Origin of the sequence: Stappia taiwanensis, from assembly GCF_014635285.1 — a bacterium.
Classification (GTDB): Bacteria; Pseudomonadota; Alphaproteobacteria; order Rhizobiales; family Stappiaceae; genus Stappia; species Stappia taiwanensis.
The window spans coordinates 127,768-151,735 of sequence record NZ_BMCR01000008.1 but is presented as its reverse complement, the minus strand read 5'-3'; the positions used below and the strand labels follow the sequence as shown (position 1 = coordinate 151,735).

General features: G+C 66.8%; 21 protein-coding genes. 11 read left to right on the top strand and 10 right to left on the bottom strand.

Annotation, left to right across the window (positions count from 1 at the left end; genetic code table 11):
- Window positions 1-23: 23 nt before the first annotated feature.
- The 3 genes from IEV83_RS17165 to hmgA are packed head-to-tail and all read right to left on the bottom strand — an operon-like array spanning window position 24 to window position 2,911.
- Window positions 24-590, bottom strand: coding sequence for a hypothetical protein (locus tag IEV83_RS17165; protein ID WP_181760111.1), 567 nt, complete (start codon window positions 588-590; stop codon window positions 24-26).
- Window positions 583-1,593: a fumarylacetoacetate hydrolase family protein gene (locus IEV83_RS17160; protein ID WP_181760110.1), complete on the bottom strand. Its 1,011-nt coding sequence runs from the start codon at window positions 1,591-1,593 to the stop codon at window positions 583-585. Before IEV83_RS17160 ends, IEV83_RS17165 begins: the two co-directional genes overlap by 8 nt.
- Window positions 1,594-1,597: 4 nt before the next feature.
- Window positions 1,598-2,911 carry a homogentisate 1,2-dioxygenase gene (gene hmgA, locus IEV83_RS17155; RefSeq protein ID WP_181760109.1) on the bottom strand — a complete coding sequence of 438 codons (1,314 nt, stop codon included), beginning with the start codon at window positions 2,909-2,911 and terminating at the stop codon, window positions 1,598-1,600.
- Window positions 2,912-3,012: 101 nt separating this feature from the next.
- Between hmgA and IEV83_RS17150 the strand changes: the two genes are divergently transcribed.
- Complete coding sequence (locus IEV83_RS17150) at window positions 3,013-3,459, top strand: MarR family winged helix-turn-helix transcriptional regulator (RefSeq protein ID WP_181760108.1); 447 nt, start codon at window positions 3,013-3,015, stop codon at window positions 3,457-3,459.
- Window positions 3,460-3,500: 41 nt separating this feature from the next.
- On the opposite strand, the gene polA is transcribed toward IEV83_RS17150, so the two are convergent.
- The 3 genes from polA to IEV83_RS17135 all read right to left on the bottom strand — a co-directional run bounded on the left by polA (window position 3,501) and on the right by IEV83_RS17135 (window position 8,196).
- Window positions 3,501-6,473, bottom strand: coding sequence for a DNA polymerase I (gene polA, locus IEV83_RS17145; protein WP_181760107.1), 2,973 nt, complete (start codon window positions 6,471-6,473; stop codon window positions 3,501-3,503).
- Window positions 6,474-6,519: 46 nt separating this feature from the next.
- Entirely contained in the window at window positions 6,520-7,563 is a 1,044-nt protein-coding gene (locus tag IEV83_RS17140; protein WP_181760106.1) for an acyltransferase family protein, read from the bottom strand.
- Between the two features lie 96 nt (window positions 7,564-7,659).
- Window positions 7,660-8,196 (bottom strand): FxsA family protein, encoded by a 537-nt coding sequence (locus IEV83_RS17135; RefSeq protein ID WP_181760105.1) that lies wholly within the window; start codon window positions 8,194-8,196, stop codon window positions 7,660-7,662.
- A 298-nt stretch (window positions 8,197-8,494) separates the two neighbouring features.
- On the opposite strand from IEV83_RS17135, the gene IEV83_RS17130 reads away from it, so the two are divergent.
- The 10 genes from IEV83_RS17130 (at window position 8,495) to IEV83_RS17085 (ending at window position 20,887) form a co-directional block, all read left to right on the top strand.
- On the top strand, window positions 8,495-9,211 hold the full coding sequence (locus IEV83_RS17130; RefSeq protein WP_181760104.1) for a Tim44/TimA family putative adaptor protein: 717 nt from the start codon (window positions 8,495-8,497) through the stop codon (window positions 9,209-9,211).
- Between the two features lie 134 nt (window positions 9,212-9,345).
- The gene (mltA, locus tag IEV83_RS17125; RefSeq protein WP_181760103.1) at window positions 9,346-10,422 is read left to right on the top strand and encodes a murein transglycosylase A; all 1,077 of its coding nucleotides are present in this window, start codon (window positions 9,346-9,348) and stop codon (window positions 10,420-10,422) included.
- Window positions 10,419-11,000, top strand: coding sequence for a Smr/MutS family protein (locus tag IEV83_RS17120; RefSeq protein WP_181760102.1), 582 nt, complete (start codon window positions 10,419-10,421; stop codon window positions 10,998-11,000). The genes mltA and IEV83_RS17120 overlap by 4 nt, the downstream gene beginning before the upstream one ends.
- The gene (locus IEV83_RS17115) at window positions 10,997-11,368 is read left to right on the top strand and encodes a helix-turn-helix domain-containing protein (protein WP_181760101.1); all 372 of its coding nucleotides are present in this window, start codon (window positions 10,997-10,999) and stop codon (window positions 11,366-11,368) included. Before IEV83_RS17120 ends, IEV83_RS17115 begins: the two co-directional genes overlap by 4 nt.
- A gap of 123 nt (window positions 11,369-11,491) precedes the next feature.
- Window positions 11,492-14,308 carry a [protein-PII] uridylyltransferase gene (locus tag IEV83_RS17110; protein ID WP_181760100.1) on the top strand — a complete coding sequence of 939 codons (2,817 nt, stop codon included), beginning with the start codon at window positions 11,492-11,494 and terminating at the stop codon, window positions 14,306-14,308.
- A 9-nt stretch (window positions 14,309-14,317) separates the two neighbouring features.
- Entirely contained in the window at window positions 14,318-15,886 is a 1,569-nt protein-coding gene (gene murJ, locus IEV83_RS17105; RefSeq protein WP_181760099.1) for a murein biosynthesis integral membrane protein MurJ, read from the top strand.
- A 275-nt stretch (window positions 15,887-16,161) separates the two neighbouring features.
- Window positions 16,162-17,166, top strand: a complete 1,005-nt coding sequence (locus IEV83_RS17100) for a BMP family protein (RefSeq protein ID WP_181760098.1) — start codon at window positions 16,162-16,164, stop codon at window positions 17,164-17,166.
- 153 nt (window positions 17,167-17,319) lie between these two features.
- On the top strand, window positions 17,320-18,870 hold the full coding sequence (locus IEV83_RS17095; protein ID WP_181760097.1) for an ABC transporter ATP-binding protein: 1,551 nt from the start codon (window positions 17,320-17,322) through the stop codon (window positions 18,868-18,870).
- Window positions 18,867-19,946, top strand: coding sequence for an ABC transporter permease (locus IEV83_RS17090; RefSeq protein WP_181760096.1), 1,080 nt, complete (start codon window positions 18,867-18,869; stop codon window positions 19,944-19,946). Before IEV83_RS17095 ends, IEV83_RS17090 begins: the two co-directional genes overlap by 4 nt.
- On the top strand, window positions 19,943-20,887 hold the full coding sequence (locus IEV83_RS17085) for an ABC transporter permease (protein WP_181760095.1): 945 nt from the start codon (window positions 19,943-19,945) through the stop codon (window positions 20,885-20,887). The genes IEV83_RS17090 and IEV83_RS17085 overlap by 4 nt, the downstream gene beginning before the upstream one ends.
- A gap of 34 nt (window positions 20,888-20,921) precedes the next feature.
- Here IEV83_RS17085 and IEV83_RS17080 read toward each other — a convergent pair whose 3' ends face one another.
- The 4 genes from IEV83_RS17080 to pcaC are packed head-to-tail and all read right to left on the bottom strand — an operon-like array spanning window position 20,922 to window position 23,967.
- Window positions 20,922-22,256 carry a lyase family protein gene (locus IEV83_RS17080; protein ID WP_181760094.1) on the bottom strand — a complete coding sequence of 445 codons (1,335 nt, stop codon included), beginning with the start codon at window positions 22,254-22,256 and terminating at the stop codon, window positions 20,922-20,924.
- A gap of 34 nt (window positions 22,257-22,290) precedes the next feature.
- A complete protein-coding gene (gene pcaG / locus IEV83_RS17075; protein ID WP_181760093.1) occupies window positions 22,291-22,842 on the bottom strand; it encodes a protocatechuate 3,4-dioxygenase subunit alpha in 552 nt (183 codons plus the stop codon).
- On the bottom strand, window positions 22,839-23,561 hold the full coding sequence (gene pcaH, locus IEV83_RS17070; protein WP_181760092.1) for a protocatechuate 3,4-dioxygenase subunit beta: 723 nt from the start codon (window positions 23,559-23,561) through the stop codon (window positions 22,839-22,841). The genes pcaG and pcaH overlap by 4 nt, the downstream gene beginning before the upstream one ends.
- On the bottom strand, window positions 23,548-23,967 hold the full coding sequence (pcaC, locus tag IEV83_RS17065; RefSeq protein ID WP_244628228.1) for a 4-carboxymuconolactone decarboxylase: 420 nt from the start codon (window positions 23,965-23,967) through the stop codon (window positions 23,548-23,550). The genes pcaH and pcaC overlap by 14 nt, the downstream gene beginning before the upstream one ends.
- Between the last annotated feature and the right edge of the window lies 1 nt (window position 23,968).

The window sequence follows — 23,968 nt, the reverse complement described above, 5'->3', positions numbered from 1 at the left end:
CGGGCGGGGTCGTGGATGCTGCGCTATTGCCGGGCGATGGTGTCGAGTTCGGCCTTGAGCGAGCCGAATTCCTCGTTGTCTGCCTCGGTCTGGATGTCATCGATGACGCTGCGCCCGTCCTCGTCGATGATGGTGAAGCGCACCTCGCTCGGCGCCTGCACCTCGGATGCCTCGTTGAAACAGGCGGTGGCGTTGAAGCGGGCGACGATCAGGGTAGGCGCGCCCGATCCGGCGGCCTCGCCGGTCTTGCCGTCCTCGGTCCGGGCGATCGACAGATCGGTCAGCGGACATCCGTCCTGGGCATTGACGATCACGTCGTAATCGAACGGCGACGTGCCGCCCTCCATCGCCGGAAAGGCGGCGGCGGCCCGGTAACGGGCAGAGAAGTCCCGGCTGAACAGGCGGTCGAGCCGTTCCTCGGTGAACAGCTCCTGCGGTTCGGACCCGTCATCGGCCCAGTTGCCGGCGGTGATCCGCATCACCTCCGCCACCGGCGCGAGCGGATCCTCCGCGCGGACGGTTGCCGAAAGCAACGTGCCAGAAAGCAATGTACCCGAGAGCGCCAGCGCTGCGACAAGGAGCCTAGTCATGTTTTTCCACCGTCTGCTCGATGGCGCCGAAGATCGAATGGCCGTCGCGGTCCTGCATCTCGATGCGGACCGTGTCGCCAAAGCGCATGAACGGGGTCTTTGCTGTGCCGGTTTCGATGGTCTCGATCATCCGGATCTCGGCGATGCAGGAATAGCCGACGCCGCCTTCGGCGACCGGCTTGCCCGGACCGCCGTCCAGCTTGTTGGAGACCGTGCCGGAGCCGATGACGGCGCCGGCGCCGAGCGGACGGGTCTTGGCCGCATGGGCGATCAGGGTCGGGAAGTCGAAGGTCATGTCGATGCCGGCCTCGGCCCGGCCGAAGGCTTCGCCGTTGAGGTCGACGGAGAGCGGCAGCGAAAGCTTGGCGCCGTCCCAGGCATCGCCCAGCTCGTCCGGCGTGACGGCCACCGGCGAGAAGGCCGAGGAGGGCTTGGACTGGAAGAAGCCGAAGCCCTTGCCCAGCTCCGCCGGGATCAGCCCGCGCAAGGACACGTCATTGACCAGCATGACGAGACGGATCGCGGCAGCCGCCTCCTCGCGGCTGGCGCCCATCGGCACGTCGCCGGTGATGACGGCGATCTCGCCTTCCATGTCGATGCCCCAGGCTTCGTCGGCCATGCGGATCGGATCGCGCGGGGCGAGGAAGCTGTCGGAGCCGCCCTGATACATCAGCGGGTCGGTCCAGAAGCTCGGCGGCATCTCCGCGCCGCGCGCCTTGCGCACCAGTTCCACGTGATTGACATAGGCCGAGCCGTCCGCCCACTGGTAGGCGCGCGGCAGCGGCGACAGCGCGTCATGCTCGTGAAAGCGCATGGACGGCACCGCGTCATGCTCAAGGCTCTCGGCGAGGGTGGCGAGCTTTGGCGCCACCTCGTCCCAAGTGTCGAGCGCGGCCTGCAGCGTCGGCGCGATATGCGCGGCCTCGGTGCAGCGGGTCAGCGCCTTGTTGACCAGAACCAGCCGGCCATCCCGGCTGCCGTCGCGAAGTGTGGCAAGTTTCATATGATTAATCCCAATTGCCTTCGATGGTGCCGTCGAACCGTTTCTTCAGGTCGGTCCAGCACGTGAGATAATTGTCCTGCAGCGTGTCGAGCTCCGCTGCAAAGCGGGTGAGATGCTGAGGGAAGCGGGTTTCGAACATGAAGGCCATGGTGCCGGTGAGCTTTTCCGGCTTGAGATTGGCCCGGCTGGCCTTGTCGAAGCCGGCCGCGTCCGGCCCGTGCGGCAGCATCATGTTGTGCAGGCTTATGCCGCCCGGCACGAACCCTTCTTCCTTGGCATCGTACCGACCATAGATCAGCCCCATGAACTCCGACATGATGTTTCGGTGGTACCAGGGCGGGCGGAAGGAATGCTCCGCCACCATCCAGCGCTCGGGAAAGATCACGAAGTCGATGTTGGCGGTGCCGGCCTCGCCCGACGGGGCCGTGAGCACGGTGAAGATCGACGGATCCGGATGGTCGAACAGGATCGCCCCGACCGGGGAGAAGGTGGTGAGGTCGTATTTGTAGGGCGCGTAATTGCCATGCCAGGCGACCACGTCCAGCGGTGAATGCCCGAGCTCGGTGACGTGGAAGGTGCCGCACCATTTGACGATCAGCCGGCAGGGCGTTTCCTTGTCCTCGTACCAGGCGACCGGGGTCTTGAAATCGCGCGGATTGGCCAAGCAGTTGGCGCCGATCGGCCCGCGATCCGGCAGGGTGAACTTGGCACCGTAATTCTCGCAGATATAGCCGCGCGCGGGACCGTCCGGCAGCGCCACCTGGAACACCATGCCGCGCGGAATGACGCAGATCTCCTTCGGCGCCACCTCCATCGCCCCCAGCTCGGTGACAACGCGCAAGGCGCCCACCTGCGGCACGAGCAGCAATTCGGCATCGGCGTTGAAGAAGTAATCGTCTGTCATGTCCGCGTTGGCGGCATAGACATGGGTGGCCATGCCGACCTGGGTGTGAACATCGCCGGCGGTGGTGATGGTGTGGATGCCGGCCAGAAAGTCGGTCGGCGCCTCGGGCATCGGCACCGGGTCCCAGCGCAATTGCCCCAGCGCCAGCGAATGGTCGCCGACATTCGGCGCGGTCTTCCAGCCGGGCAGGTCATGGGCCGCGAACCGGCCGGAGTGTTTTACCGAAGGGCGGATGCGATACAGCCAGGAGCGCTCGTTGGTGCCGCGCGGCGCGGTGAAGGGCGAGCCGGACAATTGCTCGGCGTAGAGCCCATAGGGCGCGCGCTGCGGCGAATTCTGGCCCTGCGGCAGGGCGCCGGGCAGCGCTTCGGTCTCGAAATCGTTGCCGAAGCCCGGCATGTACTGGAGCGTCACGTCTGATCCCTCCTGAACTCAGACAGTTAATAGTTGCATTTGTAACCGTTTAGTTTGTAACTATCAACGCGCGTCTTGCGTCATCCGCCGGAGGGAGTGCCATGCCCGATATTCTGCCGCTTGAGGCTTTCCTGCCCTACCGCCTGGTGCGCGCCTCGAACGCGGTCAGCCAGCGCTTCGCCGCGGCCTACAAGATGCGCTTCGGCCTGACCCGGCCGGAATGGCGCAGCATCGCCATCCTTGGGGAAGTGGGGGAGGCGACGGCCACGGAGATTGGCCGCCGCTCGACCATGCACAAGACCAAGGTCAGCCGTGCGGTGGCGGCGCTGGAGGGGCGCGGCTGGCTGACCCGCCGCGCCGACAGCGATGACCGCCGGGTTGAGCATCTTGAGCTGACGGCGAAGGGCCGGCAGGCCTATCGGGAGCTGGTGCAGCTGGCGCGTCGGTTTCAGGAGGATCTGGTGCGGGAGATGGGGGCCGATGCGGCGGCGGCCCTCGATCAGGGGCTCACCGCCGTGGAGCGCATGCCGCCCGCCCAGCGGCGGTAAGGCCGGGCTGGCGGCGGGTTTCCGGCGCTGCCGAGAGCGCGTTAGTGCGCTTCGTCCCAGTTGTCGGCGGCGCGGGCATCCACCTGCAGCGGCACCGACAGCCGCACCGCCGGTTCGGCGGCACTTTCCATGACGTCGCGGACAAGCGAAATGGTCGCGTCGACCTCTGCTTCCGGCACCTCGAAGATCAGCTCGTCATGGACCTGCAGCAGCATCCGCGCATTGAGCTTGGAGGCGGCGAGGCGTTCGTCCATGCGGATCATCGCCCGGCGCAGGATATCCGCCGCCGATCCCTGGATCGGCGCGTTGATCGCCGCCCGCTCGTAGAAGGCGCGCATGTTCGGGTTCTTGGTGTTGACCTCCGGATAGTGCGCTCGCCGGCCGAAGATGGTGGTGACATAACCATGGGCATGCACGAAGGCCTTGGTCTCCTCCATGTAGTCGCGGATGCCCGGGAAGCGTTCGAAATAGGTCTTGATGTAATCCGACGCCTCGCCGCGCGAGATACCGAGCTGGGCCGCCAGGCCAAAGGCGGAAATGCCGTAGATGATGCCGAAGTTGATCGCCTTGGCGCGGCGGCGGACCATCGGGTCCATGCCCTCGATTGGCACGCCGAACATTTCGCTGGCGGTCATGGCGTGAATGTCGAGCCCATCGGCGAAGGCCTGCTTGAGCTGTTCGATATCCGCCATATGCGCCAGGACGCGCAACTCGATCTGGCTGTAGTCGGCGGAGAGAAGCTTGTTGCCCTTCTCGGCGATGAAAGCCTTGCGGATCTTCCGTCCCGCCTCGGTGCGCACCGGAATGTTCTGCAGATTGGGCTCGGAGGAGGACAGCCGCCCAGTGGTGGTCGCCGCCAGCGAATAGGAGGTGTGCACCCGTCCGGTCTCAGGATTGACGAAGCCGGGGAGCGCGTCCGAGTAGGTCGATTTCAGCTTGGAAAGCTGCCGCCATTCGACGATCCGCGCCGGCAGCTCGTGGCCCTCGGCGGCAAGATCGTCGAGCACCGAGGCGGAGGTCGACCAGGCGCCGGTCTTGGTCTTCTTGCCACCCGGCAGGCCCATCTTGCCGAACAGGATGTCGCCGAGCTGTTTCGGGCTGCCGACATTGAACGGCTCGCCGGCCAGCTCGTGGATCTCTGCTTCGAGACGCGCCATGCCTTGCGCGAAATCGCCCGACAGCCGCGACAGCATCTGCCGGTCGATGGCGATGCCACGGGCTTCCATCTTCGCCAGCACCGGCACCATCGGCCGCTCCAGCCGTTCGTAGACCGTGGTCATGCGCTCGGCGGCGAGCCTCGGCTTCAAGACCTGCCACAGCCGCAAGGTGACATCGGCATCCTCGGCCGCATAGGCGGCGGCGGTCTCGATTGGCACCTTGTCGAAGGTGATCATCGACTTGCCGGAGCCGGCGACCTCCTTGAAGGGGATCGGCGTGTGCCCGAGCCAGCGCTCGGACAGGGCGTCCATGCCATTGCCGCCGATGCCGGCGTCGAGCGCGTAGGAGAGCAGCATGGTGTCGTCATGCGGCCCGACCTCGATGCCGTAGCGTTGCAGCACCAGCCAGTCGTATTTGAGGTTCTGGGCAATCTTCAGGATGCCGGGGTCTTCCAGCATCGGCTTGAGCAGCGCCAGCGCCTCGGTCAGCGGGATCTGGCCTGCGATCAGGCCGCCGCCGCCGAGAAGGTCGCCGTCCCCGTCCACATGGCCGAGCGGAATGTAACAGGCGCGGCCCGGCGCGGTGGCCAGCGAGACGCCGACCAGATCGGCCTGCATGGCCTCGAGCGAGGTGGTTTCCGTGTCGACCGCCACATACCCGGTCTCCGCCGCCTCGGCGATCCAGGCGGACAGCCGGTCAGTGTCCGTCACCGTCTCGTAGCCGCTGGCATCGACCGGAGCGGCCTTCGCCGCTTCGGCGGCCGCATCCGCGACCGTCTGCGGCTGCCAGCCACCGGCTCCCCCGTCAGGGTCGGCTGCGGCGGCGGTGCCTGCCGGCGTGCGGCCATTGTCCATCTGGCGGCCCTTGGCATCCGGCTCGTGCCAGCCCTTGATGACAAGCTCCGCCGGCTCGATCGCGGCGATATCGGCGCCGGTGGTTTCGCCGACGCGCCGGGTCAGGGTGCTGAACTCCAGCGCCTTGAGGAAGGCGACGGCGCGGGCACCGTCCAGATCGGTGACCGCCAGTGCGCTGGCCGGCAGCGCGACCGGCACGTCATCCTTGAGGGTGACGAGCTGTTTGGAGATGCGGGCCTGCTCGGCGAATTCGATCAGGTTCTCGCGCCGCTTCTTTTGCTTGATCGTGTCGGCTTTCGCCAACAGCGTGTCCAGATCGCCGAACTCGTTGATCAGGAGGGCGGCGGTCTTCAGGCCGATGCCGGGCACGCCGGGCACATTGTCGACGCTGTCGCCGGCCAGCGCCTGCACCTCGATCACCTTGTCCGGGCCGACGCCGAACTTCTCGAACACCTCCGGCTCGCCGAAAATCTTGTTCTTCATGGTGTCGATCATGCCGACGCGCGGCCCGATCAGCTGCATCAGATCCTTGTCGCCGGACACGATGGTGACGCGCGCGCCATGGGCCGCCGCCGAGCGGGCATAGGTGGCGATCAGGTCGTCGGCCTCGAAGCCTTCCTGCTCGATGCTGTGCACGCAGAACGCTCGCGTCGCCTCGCGGATCAGCCCGAATTGCGGGATCAGATCCTCCGGCGGTTCCGGCCGCTGTGCCTTGTATTCGGGGTAGATCTCGCTGCGGAAGGTCTTCGAGGAATGATCGAAGATCACCGCCATGTGGGTCGGCTCGTCGCCCTCTTCCGGTGTCAGCCCCTCCTGCAACAGCTTCCACAGCATGTTGCAGAAGCCGGCGACGGCGCCGACCGGCAATCCGTCCGACTTGCGCGTCAGCGGCGGCAGCGCGTGATAGGCGCGGAAGATGAAGGTGGAGCCGTCGACCAGAATGAGATGATCGTCGGGCGAAAGGGCGGAGGCGGGATCTTGTGTCGACATGGCGCGGATCATGCCTGCGTTGACGGCCTGAGAAAACCCCGCTTGTTGCTTTCTCCGCTTATTCCGCAGCCTGCGGCTGGGTGCGGCCGGGGCCCGTGCCGGACAGGCGCGCCCAGGCGGGGCGCACGAACAGGAAGGTGCCAAGGCCGGTCCGCTGGATCAGCCACCACAGCACCAGCGGGGCGATCACCCCGGCGGCGGTGACGATCAGGGAAATCCAGCCGACATCCGGGATGATCCCGGTCTTCAGCAGGATGATGCGGGTCGCCGCCATCGGGAAGAAGAAGGCCAGATAGACGACGATGGAGTTCTCGCCGCAATGGCGCAGCGGCGCGGAAACGCCAAGCTGGGTCAGCAGCGCCGAAAAGACGATCACCGCAAGCGCGCCGGCGCCGCCGAGCGCCAGGCTGATGACCGGCCATTCGCTGTATCCGGTGAAGACGAGACCGCCGTTGACCAGCCCCCAGGCAAGCAGCCCGGCGATGGCCAGCGGCAGGTGATGCCGGGCCCAGTGCGCCAGGGCGAAGGCGCGGGCGGCGAAGACATAGCCGCAGTAGAAGAAGACGTAGCGCGAGGCGAATTCGTCGATCAGCACCGAGCCGGTGTGAATGGGGGCGATCTGCAACAGGGCGGCGGCGCCGAGCACCAGATACCAGGGCAGGCCGGCGCGGTGCAGGGCCTTGGTGATGACGAACATCACCGGCAGCATGTAGATGAACCAGAGCGTGCCAAAGGGCTGCACATAGGCCAGAAGGTACTGACCGGCGACGCCCGCCCAGCCGATTTCGCCGGCCATCATCGGCGCCTTGACGGCGAATTGGATGGTGAGCCACAGCACGTAGAAATAGGCGAAATGCACCACCTTGCGGTCAAGGTAGCTGCGCCAGGGGCGGTCGATCACCAGCCCGAGAAACAGGCCGGAAATCATGAAGAAATCCGGCATGCGGAAGGGTTTGGCGAAGGCGACGATGGCGCCCATCCAGCCGGGCTCTCCGGCGGCGATTTCCACGCCGATTGTGGAATGCATCATCACCACGAAGATGATGCAGAAGCCCTTTGCCGTATCGACCCAGTCGATCCGTCCGTTCGCCGCAGACGCCATGGTCGCTCTACCCTCGCTTCGCCCCGCAGCCTGCAAGACCGCGCGCGAAGCGTAGCGAAGGTGGAGTGTAGATCCCGTTAATCGATCAGGAAGGCGTCACTGCCCGCTTCGGTTGTCATCGCCATGCGGGCGTTCATCGGTGATCCAGGGCGAGCCGGACTGGCCATTCGTTGGGCGTTGGCCGTCGTTCGGATCGACCGAGGACCAGTCGTCGGCGTCCAGATCGACGACCCCTTCACCGCGCTGCCGCCGTACATCGGCATGGACCACGGTGACCGGTGCGTTGCGCGCGACAACGCGGGCCAGCGCCGCGCGCAGCGGCGGCACGAACAAAAGCAGGCCGATGGCATCGGTGACGAAGCCGGGGATCAGCAACAGGATGCTGGCAACGACCATCATCGCCCCCTGGACCAGATCCTCGCCGGGCACGCGCCCCGCATCCATTTCGGCGCGCATCCGTGTCAGCAGCGATACCCCTTGCAGCCGCAGCATCACCGAACCGGCGACGGCCGTGGCGATGGTCAGGAGAATGGTCCAGACCGCACCGATTTCCGAACCGACCTCGACGAAGACGGCGATTTCGATCAGCGGCAGACCGATCAGGACAAGGAGCAGGATCAGACCAATGGGCATGGGCACCGTTGCGTTGGTTGGCCGGCCCTCGCGGATGGGGCCTGTGGGCGGAGGCGCGTACAAGGGGTAGACCGCGCGCGTGATTTACGCCCCTTTAGGTAGGAAACAATTGGCCGGATTGCGAGTAAAATGCGCTTGGCCGGGCGTGAAATCGCACGGAGGGCTTGTGCTTGAGGTTGGATGTTGGTTCAAGGAGCCTTACATAAGAAAATTCAGGGAGCGTGGCGTGGACCCGCGACCGGCCCGGGCGTCGCCATGCGGCAAGCGCTCCCCTTGATGTCAACCGACCGGAAATGAAATGAGCGAAATGTTCGACGTCACCACGATCATTTTCCTGGTTCTGGCCGTCGTGATCTTCCTGAGGCTGCGCAGCGTTCTGGGCAAGCGGACAGGTCACGAGCGGCCGCCTTTCGACCCCTATTCGGCTCCGGATCGGGAGAAGGACGCCCCCGCGCGTTCCGCGCCGGTGGAAGACAACGTCATCCCGCTGCCGGGACAGGGTGGCTCGTCGACACCGGTCGCGCAGACGGCGACGCTGGAGACGGTGGCGCCGCAGGGCTCGGCCCTCAACGAGGCGCTGCGCAAGATCCTGTCGGCGGACAGCTCGTTCGAGCCGCAAAGCTTCCTGCAAGGTGCGCGCGCGGCCTATGAGATGATCGTTTCGGCCTTCGCCGCCGGCGACCGCAAGACCCTGAAGAACCTCCTGTCGAAGGATGTCTACGAAGGGTTTGTTGCCGCGATTTCCGATCGGGAGTCCCGCGGTGAGACCATCGAGTCCACCTTCGTCGGCATCGACAAGGCCGATATCGTCGAGGCGGCGATGAAGGGCAGCACCGCGCAGGTGACGGTGAAGTTCCGCAGCGAACTGATCACCGCGACCCGCGACCGGGATGGCGCCATCGTCGATGGCGACCCCAACACGGTAAGCGACGTCACCGACATCTGGACTTTTGCGCGCGATACCGGATCGCGCGATCCCAACTGGAAGCTGGTCGCGACCGAATCGGTCGAGTAAGGGCCGTGGCCCGACCGGGATCCATCGAGGGGCGGTCATCATCCGCCCCTCTTGCCGTTCTGCTGCTGATGGCCGGGATGGTCTTGGCCGGAGCCTCTCCGGCGCGAGCCGCATCCGACAAGCCCGGACAGGCAATGCCCCTTCTGCACCCCACAACATTTACCGAAATGCCCGGCTGGGCGGAGGAGGACCACCGGGCCGCGCTCGCTGGCTTCCTGCGCCATTGCGACAAGGGCTTTGTCGGCAAGACGGGCGCCTTCGGCATCGACCCCGAGGCGCTTGCCGCGCTGTGCCCCAGTGCCCGGAGGGCCTGGGCGGCGGGGGGCGCTTCGGCTGCGCGCCGGTTTTTCGAAGAGGCGTTTCTCCCGCACCGGATCGCGGCCAAAGGCTTTCTGACCGGCTATTTCGAGCCGGAATATCGCGGTGCCCGGACCAGAAGCGCCGCCTACCCCTATCCGCTCCTGCGGCGCCCGCCCGAGCTGGTGGCACTGACCGAGGCGAACCGTCCAGCCTGGGCCGACAAGGACTGGCCGTTCGCCTTGCGTGACCGTGACGGCACCCTCCGTCGCCCGCCGGATCGCGGCGCCATCATGGACGGGGCGCTCTCTGGGCACGGGCTGGAACTGGTCTGGCTCGCCGATCCGGTCGATGCGTTTTACATCCACGTGCAAGGCTCCGCCCGCATCCGGCTGGAAGGGGGCGGTGTCATGCGGGTCGGTTACGCCGGCAAGACCGGGCATCCCTATGCGCCGATCGGCCGGGTGATGATCGAGCGGGGGTTGGCCAAACCCGGCACGGTGACCATGGCGGTGCTGCGTGGCTGGCTGGCGGACAATCCCGAGGAAATCGACGCTGTGTTGCGGCGCAACCGCTCCTACATCTTCTTTCGCGAGGTGACCGAAATCTCGCCTGAGGAAGGGCCGGTCGGGGCTGCGGGCCTGCCGCTGATGGCCGGCCGCAGTCTGGCGGTGGATGCGGGGTTTCACACCTATGGCGCGCCGGTGTTCGTCTCGGCGGAGCTGCCGCTCGGGGCGGGCGGCGGGATGCGTTCGTTCCAACGGTTGATGCTGGCCGAGGACACCGGATCGGCGATCACTGGCGCGGCCCGGGGCGATGTGTTCTTCGGCTCCGGCGCGGCGGCAGGGGAAAAGGCCGGCCCGATCCAGCATGAGGCGGCGATGACGGTGCTGCTGCCGCGAGGCGCCTCGTGAGCCGGGGACGCAAGGGCACACGCCTGCCCTCTCCCGACGAGCGCAAGTTGTGGGCGCAGGTGACCGCCCATGTCACGCCGCTGCCTGGACGCCCGGTGCGGCCGGAACCTGTTGAGCCGGAGGCGCCGGAAGCCGGAGCGGCGCCAGCGGAGAAGTCCGGCCGACCAACCGCGCCCAAGACCCAGACGGCGCTGCGCCCGCCGGCCCGTCCCTCCCAGCCGCCGCTGGCGCCGATCGAGCCGCGCCAGCGCCGCAAGCTGGCCCGAGGCACCCGGTCGATCGATGCCCGCATCGACCTGCATGGCCTGACCCAGGCCGAGGCGCATGTGCGGCTGCGCGGGTTTCTGTCTCAGGCACAGGCGCGCGGTTTCACCCTGGTGCTGGTGATCACCGGCAAGGGGGCAGGCAGCATGGCTGCGGAAGGGCGCGGCATCTTGCGCCGGGTGGTGCCGCAATGGCTCGCCTTTCCCGAAATGAGGTCTCTGGTGGTCGGTTTCGAGGAGGCGCACCCCGCCCATGGCGGTGGCGGCGCCCTATATGTACGCCTGCGCAAGGCGGGCCGAGGGAGGCGCCTGTGACCCCCTTCGGCGCCAAGGTGCGGGAGCTGCGCAAGAAGCGCGGCATCACCCAGGCCGACATGGCGGCGGCGCTGGCGGTCTCCTCCGCCTACCTGTCCGCGCTGGAACATGGCCGGCGCGGCCGGCCGACCTGGTTCATGGTGCAGCGGATCATTGCCTTCTTCAATGTCATCTGGGACGAGGCGGAGGAACTGCAGCGACTTGCCGAAATGTCCGACCCGAAGATCACGATCGACACCGGCGGACTTGATCCGGAGGCGACCGAACTTGCCAATCTGCTGGCACAGAAGATCGACGGCTTGTCGAAAGAGAGCCTGGAACAGCTTCTTTACCAGGTGAAGGCGGCGGCCGCGCGCGATGGCGTGTAAGGCGGGCATGTTGCGCGCCGGACTCGACCGGATGCGGCCATGCGCGTACCCTCGCGCCCCGCTTGCACGAAAACCGGAGAGGCCGGCGCGGCCGGAAACCAGGAAAAACGCGGACCTGAACCCATGAGCAAGACAGCGGATCCGCTTGCCGGACTGATCGATTCGCAGGAGTTGCGCCGCCAGTTGACGGCCCTCACCGTGCCCTATGATGGCGACGGGTCGGATATGCGTGTGCGCGCCGAGGCGCTGTCCCTGCTGAAGGCGGCCATGCGTCAGGCGCGCGAGGTTGCCGAAAAGCGATTGTTCGAGGATGGCGGCGGCACCTTGTGCGCCCGGCGCCTGTCTCATGTGCAGGATGAGGTGATCCGCGTCATCTACGACTATGCGCTGCATCACGTCTACCGGGTGAAGAATCCGTCCGCCGCCGAACGCATGGCGGTGGTGGCTGTTGGCGGCTATGGCCGGGGCACGCTGGCGCCGGGGTCGGATGTCGATCTGTTGTTCCTGCTGCCCTATAAGCAGACCCCCTGGGGCGAGCAGGTGGTCGAATATATTCTCTACATGCTGTGGGACCTGGGGCTGAAGGTCGGTCATGCCACCCGCAACGTGGAGGAATGCCTGCGCCTGTCTCGCTCCGACATGACGATCCGCACGGCGGTGCTGGAGGCGCGCTTCATCTGGGGCGACAAGGCGCTGTTCGCCGATATGGTGCGCCGCTTCGACACGGAGGTGGTCGCCGGCTCCGGGCCGGAGTTCATCGCCGCCAAGCTGGCCGAGCGGGACGAGCGCCACCGGCGCCAGGGCACCTCGCGCTATCTGGTCGAGCCCAATGTCAAGGAAGGCAAGGGGGGCTTGCGCGACCTCAACACCCTGTTCTGGATCTCCAAGTATTTTTATCGGGTCCGGTCCGGCGCCGGCCTGATCAAGGCCGGGGTGTTCTCCCGCGCCGACTATCAGCGGTTCAAGAAGGGCGAGGACTTTCTCTGGGCGGTGCGCTGTCACCTGCATTTTCTTACCGGGCGGGCCGAGGAGCGGCTGTCCTTCGACGTGCAGCGCGAGATTGCCGTGCGGCTGGGCTATACCCAGCACCCGGGCATGAAGGACGTCGAGCGCTTCATGAAGCACTACTTCCTCGTGGCCAAGGATGTGGGCGATCTGACCCGGATCTTCTGCGCCGCGCTGGAGGAGCAGCACGCCAAGGCGCCGCAACCGCTGTCACGGCTGATCGGCCAGCTCACCGGGCGCAACCGCCGTCGCCGCCTGGTCAAGGGATTCCCCGAATTCGTCATCGACAACGGTCGGCTCAACCTGGCCTCGGAAAGCGCCTTCGAGAAGGATCCGGTCAATCTCATTCGTCTGTTTGCGCTCGCCGAGCGGCATTCGGCGATGCTGCATCCGGAGATGCTGAAGCGGGTGCGCCGCTCGCTCAAGCTGATCGGCCCGAAGATGCGCGAGGACCCGGAGGCGAACCGTCTGTTCCTTCAGGTTCTGACCTCGCGCAGCGATCCGGAAACCCTGCTGCGCAAGATGAACGAGACTGGCGTTCTGGGCCGGTTCCTGCCGGATTTCGGCAAGGTCGTGGCGATGATGCAGTTCAGCATGTATCACCACTACACCGTCGATGAGCATCTGATCCGCTCCATCGGCGTTTTGGGTGAGATCGAGCGCGGCGAGGCCGGCGACGATCATCCGCTGGCCACCGATCTGATCCGGACGATCCAGAACCGCAAGGTGCTGTTCGTCGCCATGCTCTTGCATGATATCGCCAAGGGGCGGCCGGAAGACCACTCGATCGCCGGTGCGCGCATTGCCCGGCGCCTGTGTCGGCGCCTCGGCCTCAGCGCCTCGGAGACGGATACGGTCGCCTGGCTGGTCGAGCATCACCTCGATATGAGCACCATCGCCCAGTCCCGCGATCTGTCGGACCGCAAGACCATCGAGGATTTCGCCCGCGTGGTGCAGAGCCTTGAGCGGCTGAAGCTGCTGCTGATCTTCACCGTCGCCGATATCCGCGCCGTCGGGCCGAATGTGTTCAACGGCTGGAAGGGGCAGTTGCTGCGCACGCTCTATTATGAGACGGAGCCGCTGCTGAGCGGCGGCCACAGCCAGGCGCCACACAGCCAGCGGGTAGCGGCGGCCAAGGCCGAACTGGCCGAGGCGCTGGCCTCCTGGGAACCGGAGGCGCGGGAAGCCTATCTGGAGCGCCACTATCCGGCCTACTGGCTGCGGGTGCCGCTGGAACGCAAGCTGGCCGATGCACAGATGATCCGCGAGGCGGATGCGGCGGCGACCGGGTTCGCCTCGCGCGTGGTGGCGCATGCCTTCGAGGAGGTTACCGAGATCACCGTTCTGGCGGCGGATCATCCCAAGCTGCTCTCGACCATCGCCGGCGCCTGTTTCGTTGCCGGCGCCAATATCGTCGATGCGCAGATCGACACCACCACCGACGGCTATGCGCTCGACACCATCTTCATTTCCCGGGAACTGCCGCGAGATGACGATGAGCTGCGCCGCGGCGAGCGGATCTGCACCCTGATCGAAAAGGCCCTGCGCGGCCAGGAGCGTTTGCCGGACAGCGTTGCCCGCAAGGCGGCGGCGCGCGGGCGGATGAAGGCCTTCCGCATCGAGGCGGAGGTGCTCGTGAACAATTCCTGGTCGAACCGGCACACGGTGCTGGAGGTGTCCGGGCTGGATCGCCCGGGGCTCTTGTTCGATCTGACCCGAGCGATCTCGGGGCTCAATCTCAACATCAATTCCGCCCATATCGCCACGTTCGGCGAGCGGGTGGTGGATGTCTTTTATGTGACCGATCTGACCGGTCAGAAAATTGGCAATATCGGCCGGCAGGAAGCCATTCGCACGCGGTTGTGCGAGGCCGTCGACGGCGAAGAGGGCGAGGAGCCCGGGCGCCGGCGGCCGCGCCGCACCAGCGCCGTATAGCGAGGCCACATGAGTCTGCTCCGCAATTTCGCGACCGTGGGCGGCGCGACGATGACAAGTCGCGTGCTCGGCTTCTTCCGCGATGTGATGATCGCCGCTTTCGTTGGTGCCGGACCGGTCGCCGATGCCTTCTTCGTCGCCTTTCGCCTGCCGAACCTGTTCCGCCGCTTGTTTGCCGAAGGGGCGTTCAACTCCGCCTTCGTGCCCCTGTTTGCCCGGTCGGTGGAAGAGCAGGGGGATGCCGGCGCGCGTGGGTTCGCCGCCGAGATCCTCGCCGCGCTGCTATGGACGCTTCTGGCCCTGACCGCGCTTGCCGAGGTGGCGATGCCGGCGCTCGTTTGGGTGCTGGCGCCGGGCTTTGCCTCCGATCCGGAAAAGTTCGATCTGGCGGTGCTGCTCTCGCGGATCACCTTTCCGTATCTGCTGTGCATGTCGCTGGTCGCCTTCCTCTCCGGCATTCTCAACACCTATCGGCGGTTTGCCGCCGCCGCGCTGGCGCCGGTGGTGCTGAACATCGTGATGATCATCGTCCTCAGCGGCATCTGGGCCAGCGGTCTGGAGCCGGGCACGGGCCTTGGTGCCACTCTTGCGGCGGGCGTGACCGTGGCCGGCCTTGCCCAGCTTGCGCTTGTCTATGGTGCTGTCCGGCACATGGGGTTTTCCGTGCCCCTGCGTCGCCCGCGCCTGACCCCGGCGGTCAAGCGGCTGTGGGCGCTGGGCATTCCCGGCGTGGTTGCCGGTGGCATCACCCAGATCAACATTGCCGTCGGCACCATCATCGCCTCGGCCCAGGCCGGCGCGGTTTCCTATCTCTACTATGCGGACCGGATCTACCAATTGCCGCTGGGCGTCGTCGGCATCGCCATCGGCGTGGTGCTGCTGCCGGACCTGTCGCGCACCTTGCGCTCCGGCGAGGATCAGGCGGCGAACCGGACGCTGAACCGGGCGCTGGAATTCGCCCTGGCGCTGACCCTGCCGGCCACCGTGGCGTTGATCGTCGTGCCCGAGGCCATCGTCTCCGTGCTCTATCAGCGCGGCGCCTTCGATGCGGCGGCCACCACCGCCACCACGGCGGCGCTTGTCGCCTATGCCGCCGGGCTGCCCGCCTTCGTGCTCAACAAGGTGTTCTCGCCCGGGTTCTTCGCCCGGGAAGACACGGTGACGCCGATGTGGTTTGCCGGCGTCGGCATGGCGGTCAATGTCATCGGCGCGCTGGCCCTGTCACCGTTTCTCGGCCATGTGGGCATTGCCGTTGCCACCACCCTGGCCGGCTGGGTCAACACCGGTCTGCTCGCCGGCACCTTGTGGCGGCGCGGGTATTTTCGTCTCGACCCGAACGCGCGCCGGCGCCTGCCGCTGTTGGCGCTTGCCAGCGTGCTGATGGGCGTTGGGGTCTACGCCGGCGGGATGCTGCTGGCCGGCGCACTGGCCTCGCCACTGCTGGTGATCCGCTTTGCCGCGCTGGCGGCGCTGGTCGCAAGCGGGATGATCCTGTTCGCGCTGTTCACGCAGCTGACCGGTGTGGTCGACCTGAAGAGCATCCTGTTGCGTGCCCGGCGCCGGTCCGGTGCAAGCTGAAGCGGACACGCTGCGCGGCAAGGCCGGAGCCAAGATGACGGGGCGTTCCGCGCCGTTTCTTGCCGGTCTTTCTCACCTCTGGCCAAGGTGCGATGCGGCATGATCCCAGTGTGCGATGCGGGAAATCTTGCCGCCCAGCGGTGAAAATTTGTCCAAACGATCAAATTTTGTCCATTCGTTCAAAAAACAGCTTGCCGGCCTGCCTGCCTCCATTGTGGGCGCGCCTGTTCTATGGTCAAATCCAGCCGCATCATCCAAGCGCCAGGGGGAAACACATGGCATTTCTTTCCCGTTTTGCCGTCACGCGGCGGGCCGTTCTCGGTCTGGCTGCGGCGGCCGCAGTCGCGGTCGCAGGGGCACCCGCGATCGCCAAGGACAAGCCGTTGAAGGTTGCCGCGATCTACACGGTTCCGGTCGAACAGCAGTGGGTTGGACGGATCCACACGGCGCTGAAGGCCGCCGAGGAGCGCGGCGACGTCACCTACACCTACTCCGAGAATGTCGCCAACACCGATTATGAGCGCGTGATGCGCGAATATGCGGAAGCGGGAATGGATCTGGTCATCGGCGAGGCCTTCGCCGTGGAGCGCGCCGCGCGCAAGGTCGCGGCGGAATACCCGGACACCGCCTTCCTGATGGGCTCGTCCTTCGGTCCGGCCAAGCCGAATTTCGCCGTGTTCGACAACTGGATCCATGAGCCGAGCTATCTCACCGGCATGATCGCCGGCAAGGCCACCAAGTCGAATGTCATCGGCATGATCGGCGGCTATGCCATCCCCGAGGTCAACCGGCTGATGAACGCCTTCATGGACGGGGCGAAGGCGGTCAATCCGGACGTCAAGTTCCTCGTCACCTTCATCAACTCCTGGTACGACCCGCCAAAGGCCAAGGAATCCGCCTTCGCGATGATCGAGAAGGGCGCGGACATCCTCTATGCCGAGCGCTTCGGCGTGTCCGACGCGGCCAAGGAAAAGGGCATTCTGGCCATCGGCAATGTGATCGACACCGCCGCCGATTATCCCGGCACGATCCTGTCCAGCGCCCTGTGGCACATGGAGCCGACCATCGACCGGGTGATCGAGGTGGTTTCCGGCGATGCCTTCGAGCCGATCGACTACGGCCAGTACAGCTACATGGGCCATGGCGGCGGCAGCTTCGTCGTCGATGAAAGCCTTGCCGATGCCGACGCGGTGGCCGCCGCGCGCGCCAAGGAACAGGAAATCCGCGACGGTCTGTTCCGGGTCAACGTCAACGACGGCGAACCCAAGTCGACCATGTAACCGGCGCTGCGGCCCGAGGGCCGCAGCCAGACACGTGCCTCCGCCTGCCGGCGGAGGCTGCCGTCCCGATAACCGTCATCACAAGAAGAAGCGAGGCTGCCACCCGGCGCCGGGGTCCCGGTGCAAGGTGCGGCACACCCTAAGGGAGAGGTCATGACCTCGGGTCCGGGAGAACAACCGGTGGTGCTGGCGCTGTCCGGCATTACCAAGCGCTTTGGCGCGCTGCTGGCCAACGAGGCCGTCGATCTGGAGCTGCGGCGCGGCCAAATCGTCGCGCTGCTGGGCGAGAACGGCGCCGGCAAGACCACCTTGATGAACATCCTGTTCGGCCATTACGTGGCCGATGAAGGCACCGTTTCGGTGGCCGGCGCCGATGGCCGGCTTGAGCCGATGGAGCCCGGGTCGCCGGGGGCGGCGCTGCGCTCCGGCATAGGCATGGTGCATCAGCATTTCACCCTGGCGGAAAACCTCACCGCCTTCGAGAACATCGTGCTCGGCACCGTGCCGCTGATCCGCCCCGGCCTTGCCGGACGCAACGCCCGGGCGCGTCTGGCCGAGCTGATGCGGCGCTCGGGGCTGGAGGTCGACCTGGACGTCCGGGTCTCGCGCCTCTCCGTCGGCGAGCAGCAGCGGGTGGAAATCCTCAAGGCGCTGTATCGCGATGCCCGGGTGCTGGTTCTCGACGAGCCGACCGCCGTGTTGACCCCGCAGGAATCCGACACGCTCTTCGCCACGCTGAAGTCTCTTGCTGCGCAAGGGATCGCCATTGTCTTCATCTCGCACAAGCTGGCCGAGGTGCTGGCTGCCTCCGACCGGGTGGCCGTTCTGCGACTGGGGCGCAAGGTGGCGGATTTGCCGACCGCCGAGTGCGACCGGCAGAAGCTTGCCGAACTGATGGTCGGCCATGCGGTAACGCCGAGCCGGCGCGAGCCGAAGGCGCCCGGCGCAGCTCTGCTCACCCTTGACGGGGTTTCGGCCGGTGAGGGGCGCGACAGCATCCGCGATGTTGGTTTTACCCTGCATGAGGGCGAGATCCTCGGCATCGCCGGGGTGTCGGGCAACGGTCAATCGACCCTTGCCCGGCTTCTGTCCGGCCTGCTTCCGGCCGAACGCGGCAGCCTTTTCCTGCGCGACAAGCCGGTTCATGCCCATGATGCCGGCGACATGATCCGCAGCGGCATCGCCCGCATCCCCGAGGATCGCCATCGCGATGGCGTCGTCGGCGCCATGACGGTTGCGGAAAACCTCGTCATCGAGGAGATCCGCGGGCGGCGCTACCAGCGGTTCGGCTTTCTCGACTTCTCGGCCATCGCAGCCAGAGCCCGGGAGGCGATTGCCGCCTATGACATCCGCTGCCCGGGGGGAGGGGCGGTCGCCCGGCTCCTGTCCGGCGGCAACATCCAGAAGATCGTGCTGGCCCGCACCCTCGATGCGGAGCCGGTGGTGGTGCTTGCGGCCCAGCCCTCGCGCGGGCTCGATATCGGCGCCACCGGAGACGTGCATCGCCGCCTCTTGGAGGCGCGGGCGCGCGGCGCTGGTGTCATCCTGATCTCCGAGGATCTCGATGAGCTCTTCGCCCTTTCCGACCGTATCGCCGTCATCCATCGCGGCCACCTCAGCACGCCGCATCCCAGCGAAGAGCTCGACCGGGCAAGCGTCGGGCTGATGATGGCCGGGCACCACACCGAAAGCGAGGCCGCATGATCCGCTTCGAGCCGCGCGAAAACGTCTCCTCCGCCCGCCGCGTTGGCGCGCCGGTCGCCGCCGCGCTGGTGGCCCTTCTGCTTGCCAGCCTGCCGATTGCCGCCGCCGGCGCGCCGGTGCTTGAGGCCTATCTTCTGATGGCCAGGGGCGCGTTCGGGTCGGTCTTTGCCTTTTCCGAGCTGCTGGCCCGGGCAACGCCGCTGATCCTGACCGGACTGGCCGCCGCCGTGGCGTTCCGCGCCCGGCTTTGGAATATCGGCGGAGAAGGCCAGCTTTATGCCGGGGCGCTGGCGGCGGTTGCCGTCGGCACCGGCGCGATCTCCGCGCCGCCCGCCCTGCTGATCCCGCTGGTGGTGCTCGCCGGGGCCTTTGCTGGCGGCATGATGATGCTGTTGCCGACCCTTTTGAAGGTGCGGCTCGGCGCCGATGAGGTGGTCACCACCCTGCTTCTCAACTTCGTGGTGATCCTCGCCGTGCAGATGATGCTCGAAGGGCCGATGAAGGATCCGATGGGCATGGGCTGGCCGCAGTCGGAGCCGATGCTCGACGAGGCGATGCTGCCCAAGCTGCTGGAGCGAATGCGGGTGCATTCCGGCCTGATCCTGGCGCTGGTGATGGCGGTTGCGGTTCACGTCTTCCTGAAGCGCACGGTCTGGGGCTTCGAGATCCGCGCGGTGGGCGAAAACCCGGAGGCCGCACGGCACGCGGGCATCCCGGTGACCGCCACCTTCGTCCGCGTCGGTCTGCTCAGCGGCGCGCTCGCAGGTCTCGCCGGCGTCAGCGAAGTGGCCGGCCTGAAAGGCTATTTGACGGCGGATCTGTCGCCGGGCTTCGGCTATACGGGCATTGTCGTCGCCATGCTGGCCGGCCTGTCGCCGCTCGGGGTCGTGTTCGCCGCGCTGTTCATCGCCGGCATCTTCGTCGGTGCCGATTCCATGAGCCGGGCCATTGGCGTTTCCAACTATCTCGCGGATCTGGTGGTGGCCACCTCGCTGATCTGCGTGCTGGTCTCCGGGTTGTTCGTCCGCTTCCGGATCCGCCTTGTCACCCCGAAAGCGCGAAAGGCGGATGCATGAGCGACATTCTCGAGATCCTGCTGACGGCGAATTTCTGGGCGGCGGCGCTGCGCATCGCCACGCCGCTGATCTTTGGCGTGCTCGGCGCGCTGTTGTGCGAGCGGGCCGGCGTCCTCAACCTTGGCATCGAGGGCATCTTCACCGCGGGGGCGATGGCTGGCTGGATGGCCGTCTGGCTCGGCGCCGGGCTCTGGGGCGGGGTGCTGGTGGCCGCGCTTGCCGGTGCCGCCTTCGGGCTCGTCCATGCCATCCTCACCGTGCCGCTCGGCCTGTCGCAGCATGTCTCCGGCATTGGCGTCACCCTGTTCGCCACCAGTCTGAGCTATTACACCTACCGCACCGCCTTGCCGGATGTGTCCTCGCCGCCGCGCATCGAGGCGTTCCAGCCGGTCGACATTCCCTATCTGTCGGACCTGCCATTTCTCGGCCCGGCGCTGTTTCAGCAAACACCGCTGACTTTCCTGGCGCTGGCATTCGTCGTCGTGGTCGCCTTCGTGCTCTACCGCACGCCGCTCGGCCTTGCCATTCGTGCCGTCGGCGACAACCCCTCGGCGATCGAGGCGCAGGGCCTGTCGGTGACGCTGCTGCGCATGGGAACCGTGGTCGCCGGCTCGGCGCTGATGGCGCTGGGTGGGGCGTTTCTCACCATGTCCGCCTTCGATGCGTTCTTCTTCGGCATGGTCAACGGCCGTGGCTGGATCTGCATCGCACTCACGGTCTTCGCGTCCTGGCGGCCGGGCAAGGCGCTGATCGGCGCGCTGCTCTTCGGCGCCTTCGATGCCTTCCAGGTGCGGCTGCAGACAGAGGTGGGGAGCGTCATCCCCGGTCAGGTGTTCCTGATGATGCCTTATCTATTGTCGATTGCCGCGCTGGTGGTGGTCGCCCGCAAGGCGGACTATCCAAGGGCAATGCTGAAGCCATATTTCCGCGGCCAGAGGTAAGCGATGCGCGGCGGGGAAACCCGCCGCCACGACCCTAGGTTTCATCCGCCAGCGTGGCGTCGATCTCGGCCAGGATCTCCTCGGTCATGGCGGCGGCGGCTTGAAGCCCTGCGGCTTCATCGGCGAGCGTGGCCCAGTCGAGCGGAGCGTCGCTGAGAGCCTTGACCACTGCTGCTAGCGGCGTCCCCTCGGCGCGTGCGGTCACCGCCGCCCGCTTGACCAGCGCCTGTGCGCCCGCGCGTCCCAGATGCGGCAGCAGGGCGAAGGACAGCCGTTCGGCCAGAAGCTGCCCGCCGCTTGCTTCCAGCGTCGCCGTCATGGCCTCTGGCGCCGGGCGCAGCGCGGCGATGAGCTCACCGGCGCGCAAGAGGGTCGCGCCGCTGGCGGCAAAAAGCTGCGGCAGCACCAGCCACTCTTCCATCCAGCCGGCGCCATCGCGTTCTTCCGCGTGAATGCCGTTTGTGCCGATCAGGCTTGCCAGTCCCGAGGCCGTGCGCGCCAGCGCAATCACCGCTTCCGCCGCCACCGGGTTCTGTTTCTGCGGCATGGTCGAGGAGCCGCCTGCCCCCTCAAGCCGGATCTCGCCAATCTCGGACCGACTGGCGATCAGCACATCCGCGCCGATCTTGCCGAGCGCGGTGCAAAGGGACGAAAGCACATGGGCAATGTCGCCGATGGGATGCCGGTCGGTCATCCAGGGGGCGGACGGGGCAAGACCAAGCTCGGCCGCGAGGGCATCGGCGATCTGGCGCCCGTCGCGGCCAAGGATCGAGCGGTCACCCGAGGCGCCGCCAAGCTGCACCGGCAGGCCGGCGCGCCGCAGATAGCGCAGCCGGGCAAGCGCGATGGCCAGCGGGCGGGCCCAGTTGGCGGCGCGCAGGCCGAAGCTGATCGGCGTTGACGTCTGGGTGCGGGTGCGTCCGGCCATCCCTGTGCCGGCGTGAGCGCGCGCCAGCCCGGTGAGCGCGGCGATCAGCGTTTCCAGCCGGGTTTCGTAAAGGGCAAGCAGCCGGGCACAGCGCAGCATCAGGGCGCTGTCGACAATATCCTGGGAGGTGGCGCCGAAATGCAGGTAATCCGCGCCGGGGGCGCCCAGATGGTCGCGTAGGACGGCGACAAGGGCCGGCACCGCGACCCCGGCGGAGGCCGTGCCGGTGGCAAGGTCCGCCGGGTTGGGAAGATAGGTCTTGAGCTGGCTGTCAATCGCCGCGCCGGCGGCCTCCGGGATCATGCCGCAGCGGGCCTGAGCCCGGGCCAGCGCCCGCTCCACCTCGATCATGGCGGTGAGCTCTGCTGCCGGGTCCAGAAGCGTTGCCGTCTCCGGATCGCCGAACAGGTCGCGGTAGAGCGGCGAGGTGAAGGATGTCATGGCGGCGGCTCCTGCCCGGTTGCGGGCTTCCCGGTCAGATGTCGAAGAAAACGGTTTCGTTCGCGCCCTGAAGATGGATGTCGAACCGGTAGTGTCCCGGCGCTTCCTGGGTGGCGATCAGCGTCTCGCGCGCCTCAGGCTCCAGCCGGCGCAGGTCCGGGTCTGCGACGACGCGCTCCCGGTCCTCGGGGAAGTGGATGCGGGTGTGCAGATGCAGGTTGATGCCGCGCGCGAAGATCAGCAAGGCCACATGGGCGGGCTGTCCCTCCCGGTGCGGGCCGGGCCGCACGGTCTCGAAGCGATAGCGCCCCGTGTCGAAATCGGCCAGGCAGCGGGCGAACAGGCCATTTGCGCCGACCCTTCCCGAGTTGTCCGCCTGCCAGATTTCCAGCATGGCATCGCGCAGCGGCGCGCCGGCGCCATCGAAAACGGTACCCTCGATGACGATCCGCTCGCCTTCGGCCTCGACGCGCGGCCCCGGCTGCCCGGCCAGCGGCGGCCGGCCGATGCTCTGCGGCGCCGTGCCGATATGCACATAGGGGCCGGCGGTCTGGGACGGGGTTTCCTTGAGCCTGTCGATCATCATGCGCCCTCCGGCCGGGTTTCGAAATGGGTCTGGCGCCGGCCGCGCAAGACGATGTCGAAGCGATAGGCGAGGCAGTCGAACGGCTCCTGATTGCGCATGTCGAGTCGCGCCACCAGCCGGTCGATGGCCGCCGGATCGGGGATGGTGTTGACGATCGGGCAGAGCGGGATCAGCGGATCGCCCTCGAAGTAAAGCTGGGTAACCAGCCGCTGGGCGAAGGCCTCGCCGAAGATCGACAGATGGATATGCGCCGGGCGCCAGTCGGAGCCGTTGTTCGGCCAGGGATAGGGGCCGGGCTTGATGGTGCGGAACAGATAGCGGCCCTCGCCATCGCTGACGCAGCGGCCGCAGCCGGAGAAATTCGGATCGAGCGGTGCCAGATAGCCATCCTTCACATGGGCATAGCGCCCGGCGGCATTGGCCTGCCAGATCTCGATCAGTGCGTTCGGCACCGGACGGGCGTTCTCGTCCAGCACCTGGCCGAACACATAGATGCGCTCGCCGAGGGCGTCGCCACCCTGGGCCGCATTGCGGATCAGGTCATGGTCGAGCGGGCCGAGCGCCGTGTTGCCAAGGGCCGGGCCGCTGCGCTCCAGCGCAGACTGTTCCACCGAATGCAGCGGCCGCAGCGGCGCGCGCAGCACCGTGCTCTTGTAGCCGGGCGAGAGCGGCACCGGATGTTGGCTGCGGTCGCGCCGGTAAAAATCAGCCCTTGTCATGGTCCCCACCCTTTTCGCTGTCCGTCTGGTCCGTGTCCGCCGCCATCTCGGCAAAGACCGCCTTGGCGATCTTCAGCGCCCGGTTGGCCGCCGGCACCCCGGCATAGATTGCCACATGCATCAGCGCCTCGCGCACATCCTCCGCGCTGGCGCCGGTGCGTACTGTCGCCCGGCAATGCATGGCCAGCTCCTCGTCATGGCCGAGCGCGGCAAGCAGCGCAATGGTCAGCATCGACCGCTCCCGCCGGCTGATCGCCTCGCTGGTCCAGACGCGGCCCCAGGCCCCTTCGGCGATGAGATCCTGAAACGGGGCGTCGAAGGCCGTCGTGGCCTCTTGTGCCCGCGCCACATGCGCATCGCCCAGGACGGCGCGCCGGGTGGCAAGGCCAATGTCTTTGCGGGTCATG

Excerpts from the sequence above, each read along its gene's own strand:
- IEV83_RS17165 (WP_181760111.1), bottom strand. The coding sequence starts at position 590 with ATGACTAGGCTCCTTGTCGCAGCGCTGGCGCTCTCGGGTACATTGCTT.
- IEV83_RS17160 (WP_181760110.1), bottom strand. The coding sequence starts at position 1,593 with ATGAAACTTGCCACACTTCGCGACGGCAGCCGGGATGGCCGGCTGGTT.
- IEV83_RS17150 (WP_181760108.1), top strand. The coding sequence starts at position 3,013 with ATGCCCGATATTCTGCCGCTTGAGGCTTTCCTGCCCTACCGCCTGGTG.
- polA (WP_181760107.1), bottom strand. The coding sequence starts at position 6,473 with ATGATCCGCGCCATGTCGACACAAGATCCCGCCTCCGCCCTTTCGCCC.
- IEV83_RS17140 (WP_181760106.1), bottom strand. The coding sequence starts at position 7,563 with ATGGCGTCTGCGGCGAACGGACGGATCGACTGGGTCGATACGGCAAAG.
- IEV83_RS17135 (WP_181760105.1), bottom strand. The coding sequence starts at position 8,196 with ATGCCCATTGGTCTGATCCTGCTCCTTGTCCTGATCGGTCTGCCGCTG.
- IEV83_RS17130 (WP_181760104.1), top strand. The coding sequence starts at position 8,495 with ATGAGCGAAATGTTCGACGTCACCACGATCATTTTCCTGGTTCTGGCC.
- mltA (WP_181760103.1), top strand. The coding sequence starts at position 9,346 with ATGCCCCTTCTGCACCCCACAACATTTACCGAAATGCCCGGCTGGGCG.
- IEV83_RS17110 (WP_181760100.1), top strand. The coding sequence starts at position 11,492 with ATGAGCAAGACAGCGGATCCGCTTGCCGGACTGATCGATTCGCAGGAG.
- murJ (WP_181760099.1), top strand. The coding sequence starts at position 14,318 with ATGAGTCTGCTCCGCAATTTCGCGACCGTGGGCGGCGCGACGATGACA.
- IEV83_RS17100 (WP_181760098.1), top strand. The coding sequence starts at position 16,162 with ATGGCATTTCTTTCCCGTTTTGCCGTCACGCGGCGGGCCGTTCTCGGT.
- IEV83_RS17095 (WP_181760097.1), top strand. The coding sequence starts at position 17,320 with ATGACCTCGGGTCCGGGAGAACAACCGGTGGTGCTGGCGCTGTCCGGC.
- IEV83_RS17090 (WP_181760096.1), top strand. The coding sequence starts at position 18,867 with ATGATCCGCTTCGAGCCGCGCGAAAACGTCTCCTCCGCCCGCCGCGTT.
- IEV83_RS17085 (WP_181760095.1), top strand. The coding sequence starts at position 19,943 with ATGAGCGACATTCTCGAGATCCTGCTGACGGCGAATTTCTGGGCGGCG.
- IEV83_RS17080 (WP_181760094.1), bottom strand. The coding sequence starts at position 22,256 with ATGACATCCTTCACCTCGCCGCTCTACCGCGACCTGTTCGGCGATCCG.
- pcaG (WP_181760093.1), bottom strand. The coding sequence starts at position 22,842 with ATGATGATCGACAGGCTCAAGGAAACCCCGTCCCAGACCGCCGGCCCC.
- pcaH (WP_181760092.1), bottom strand. The coding sequence starts at position 23,561 with ATGACAAGGGCTGATTTTTACCGGCGCGACCGCAGCCAACATCCGGTG.
- pcaC (WP_244628228.1), bottom strand. The coding sequence starts at position 23,967 with ATGACCCGCAAAGACATTGGCCTTGCCACCCGGCGCGCCGTCCTGGGC.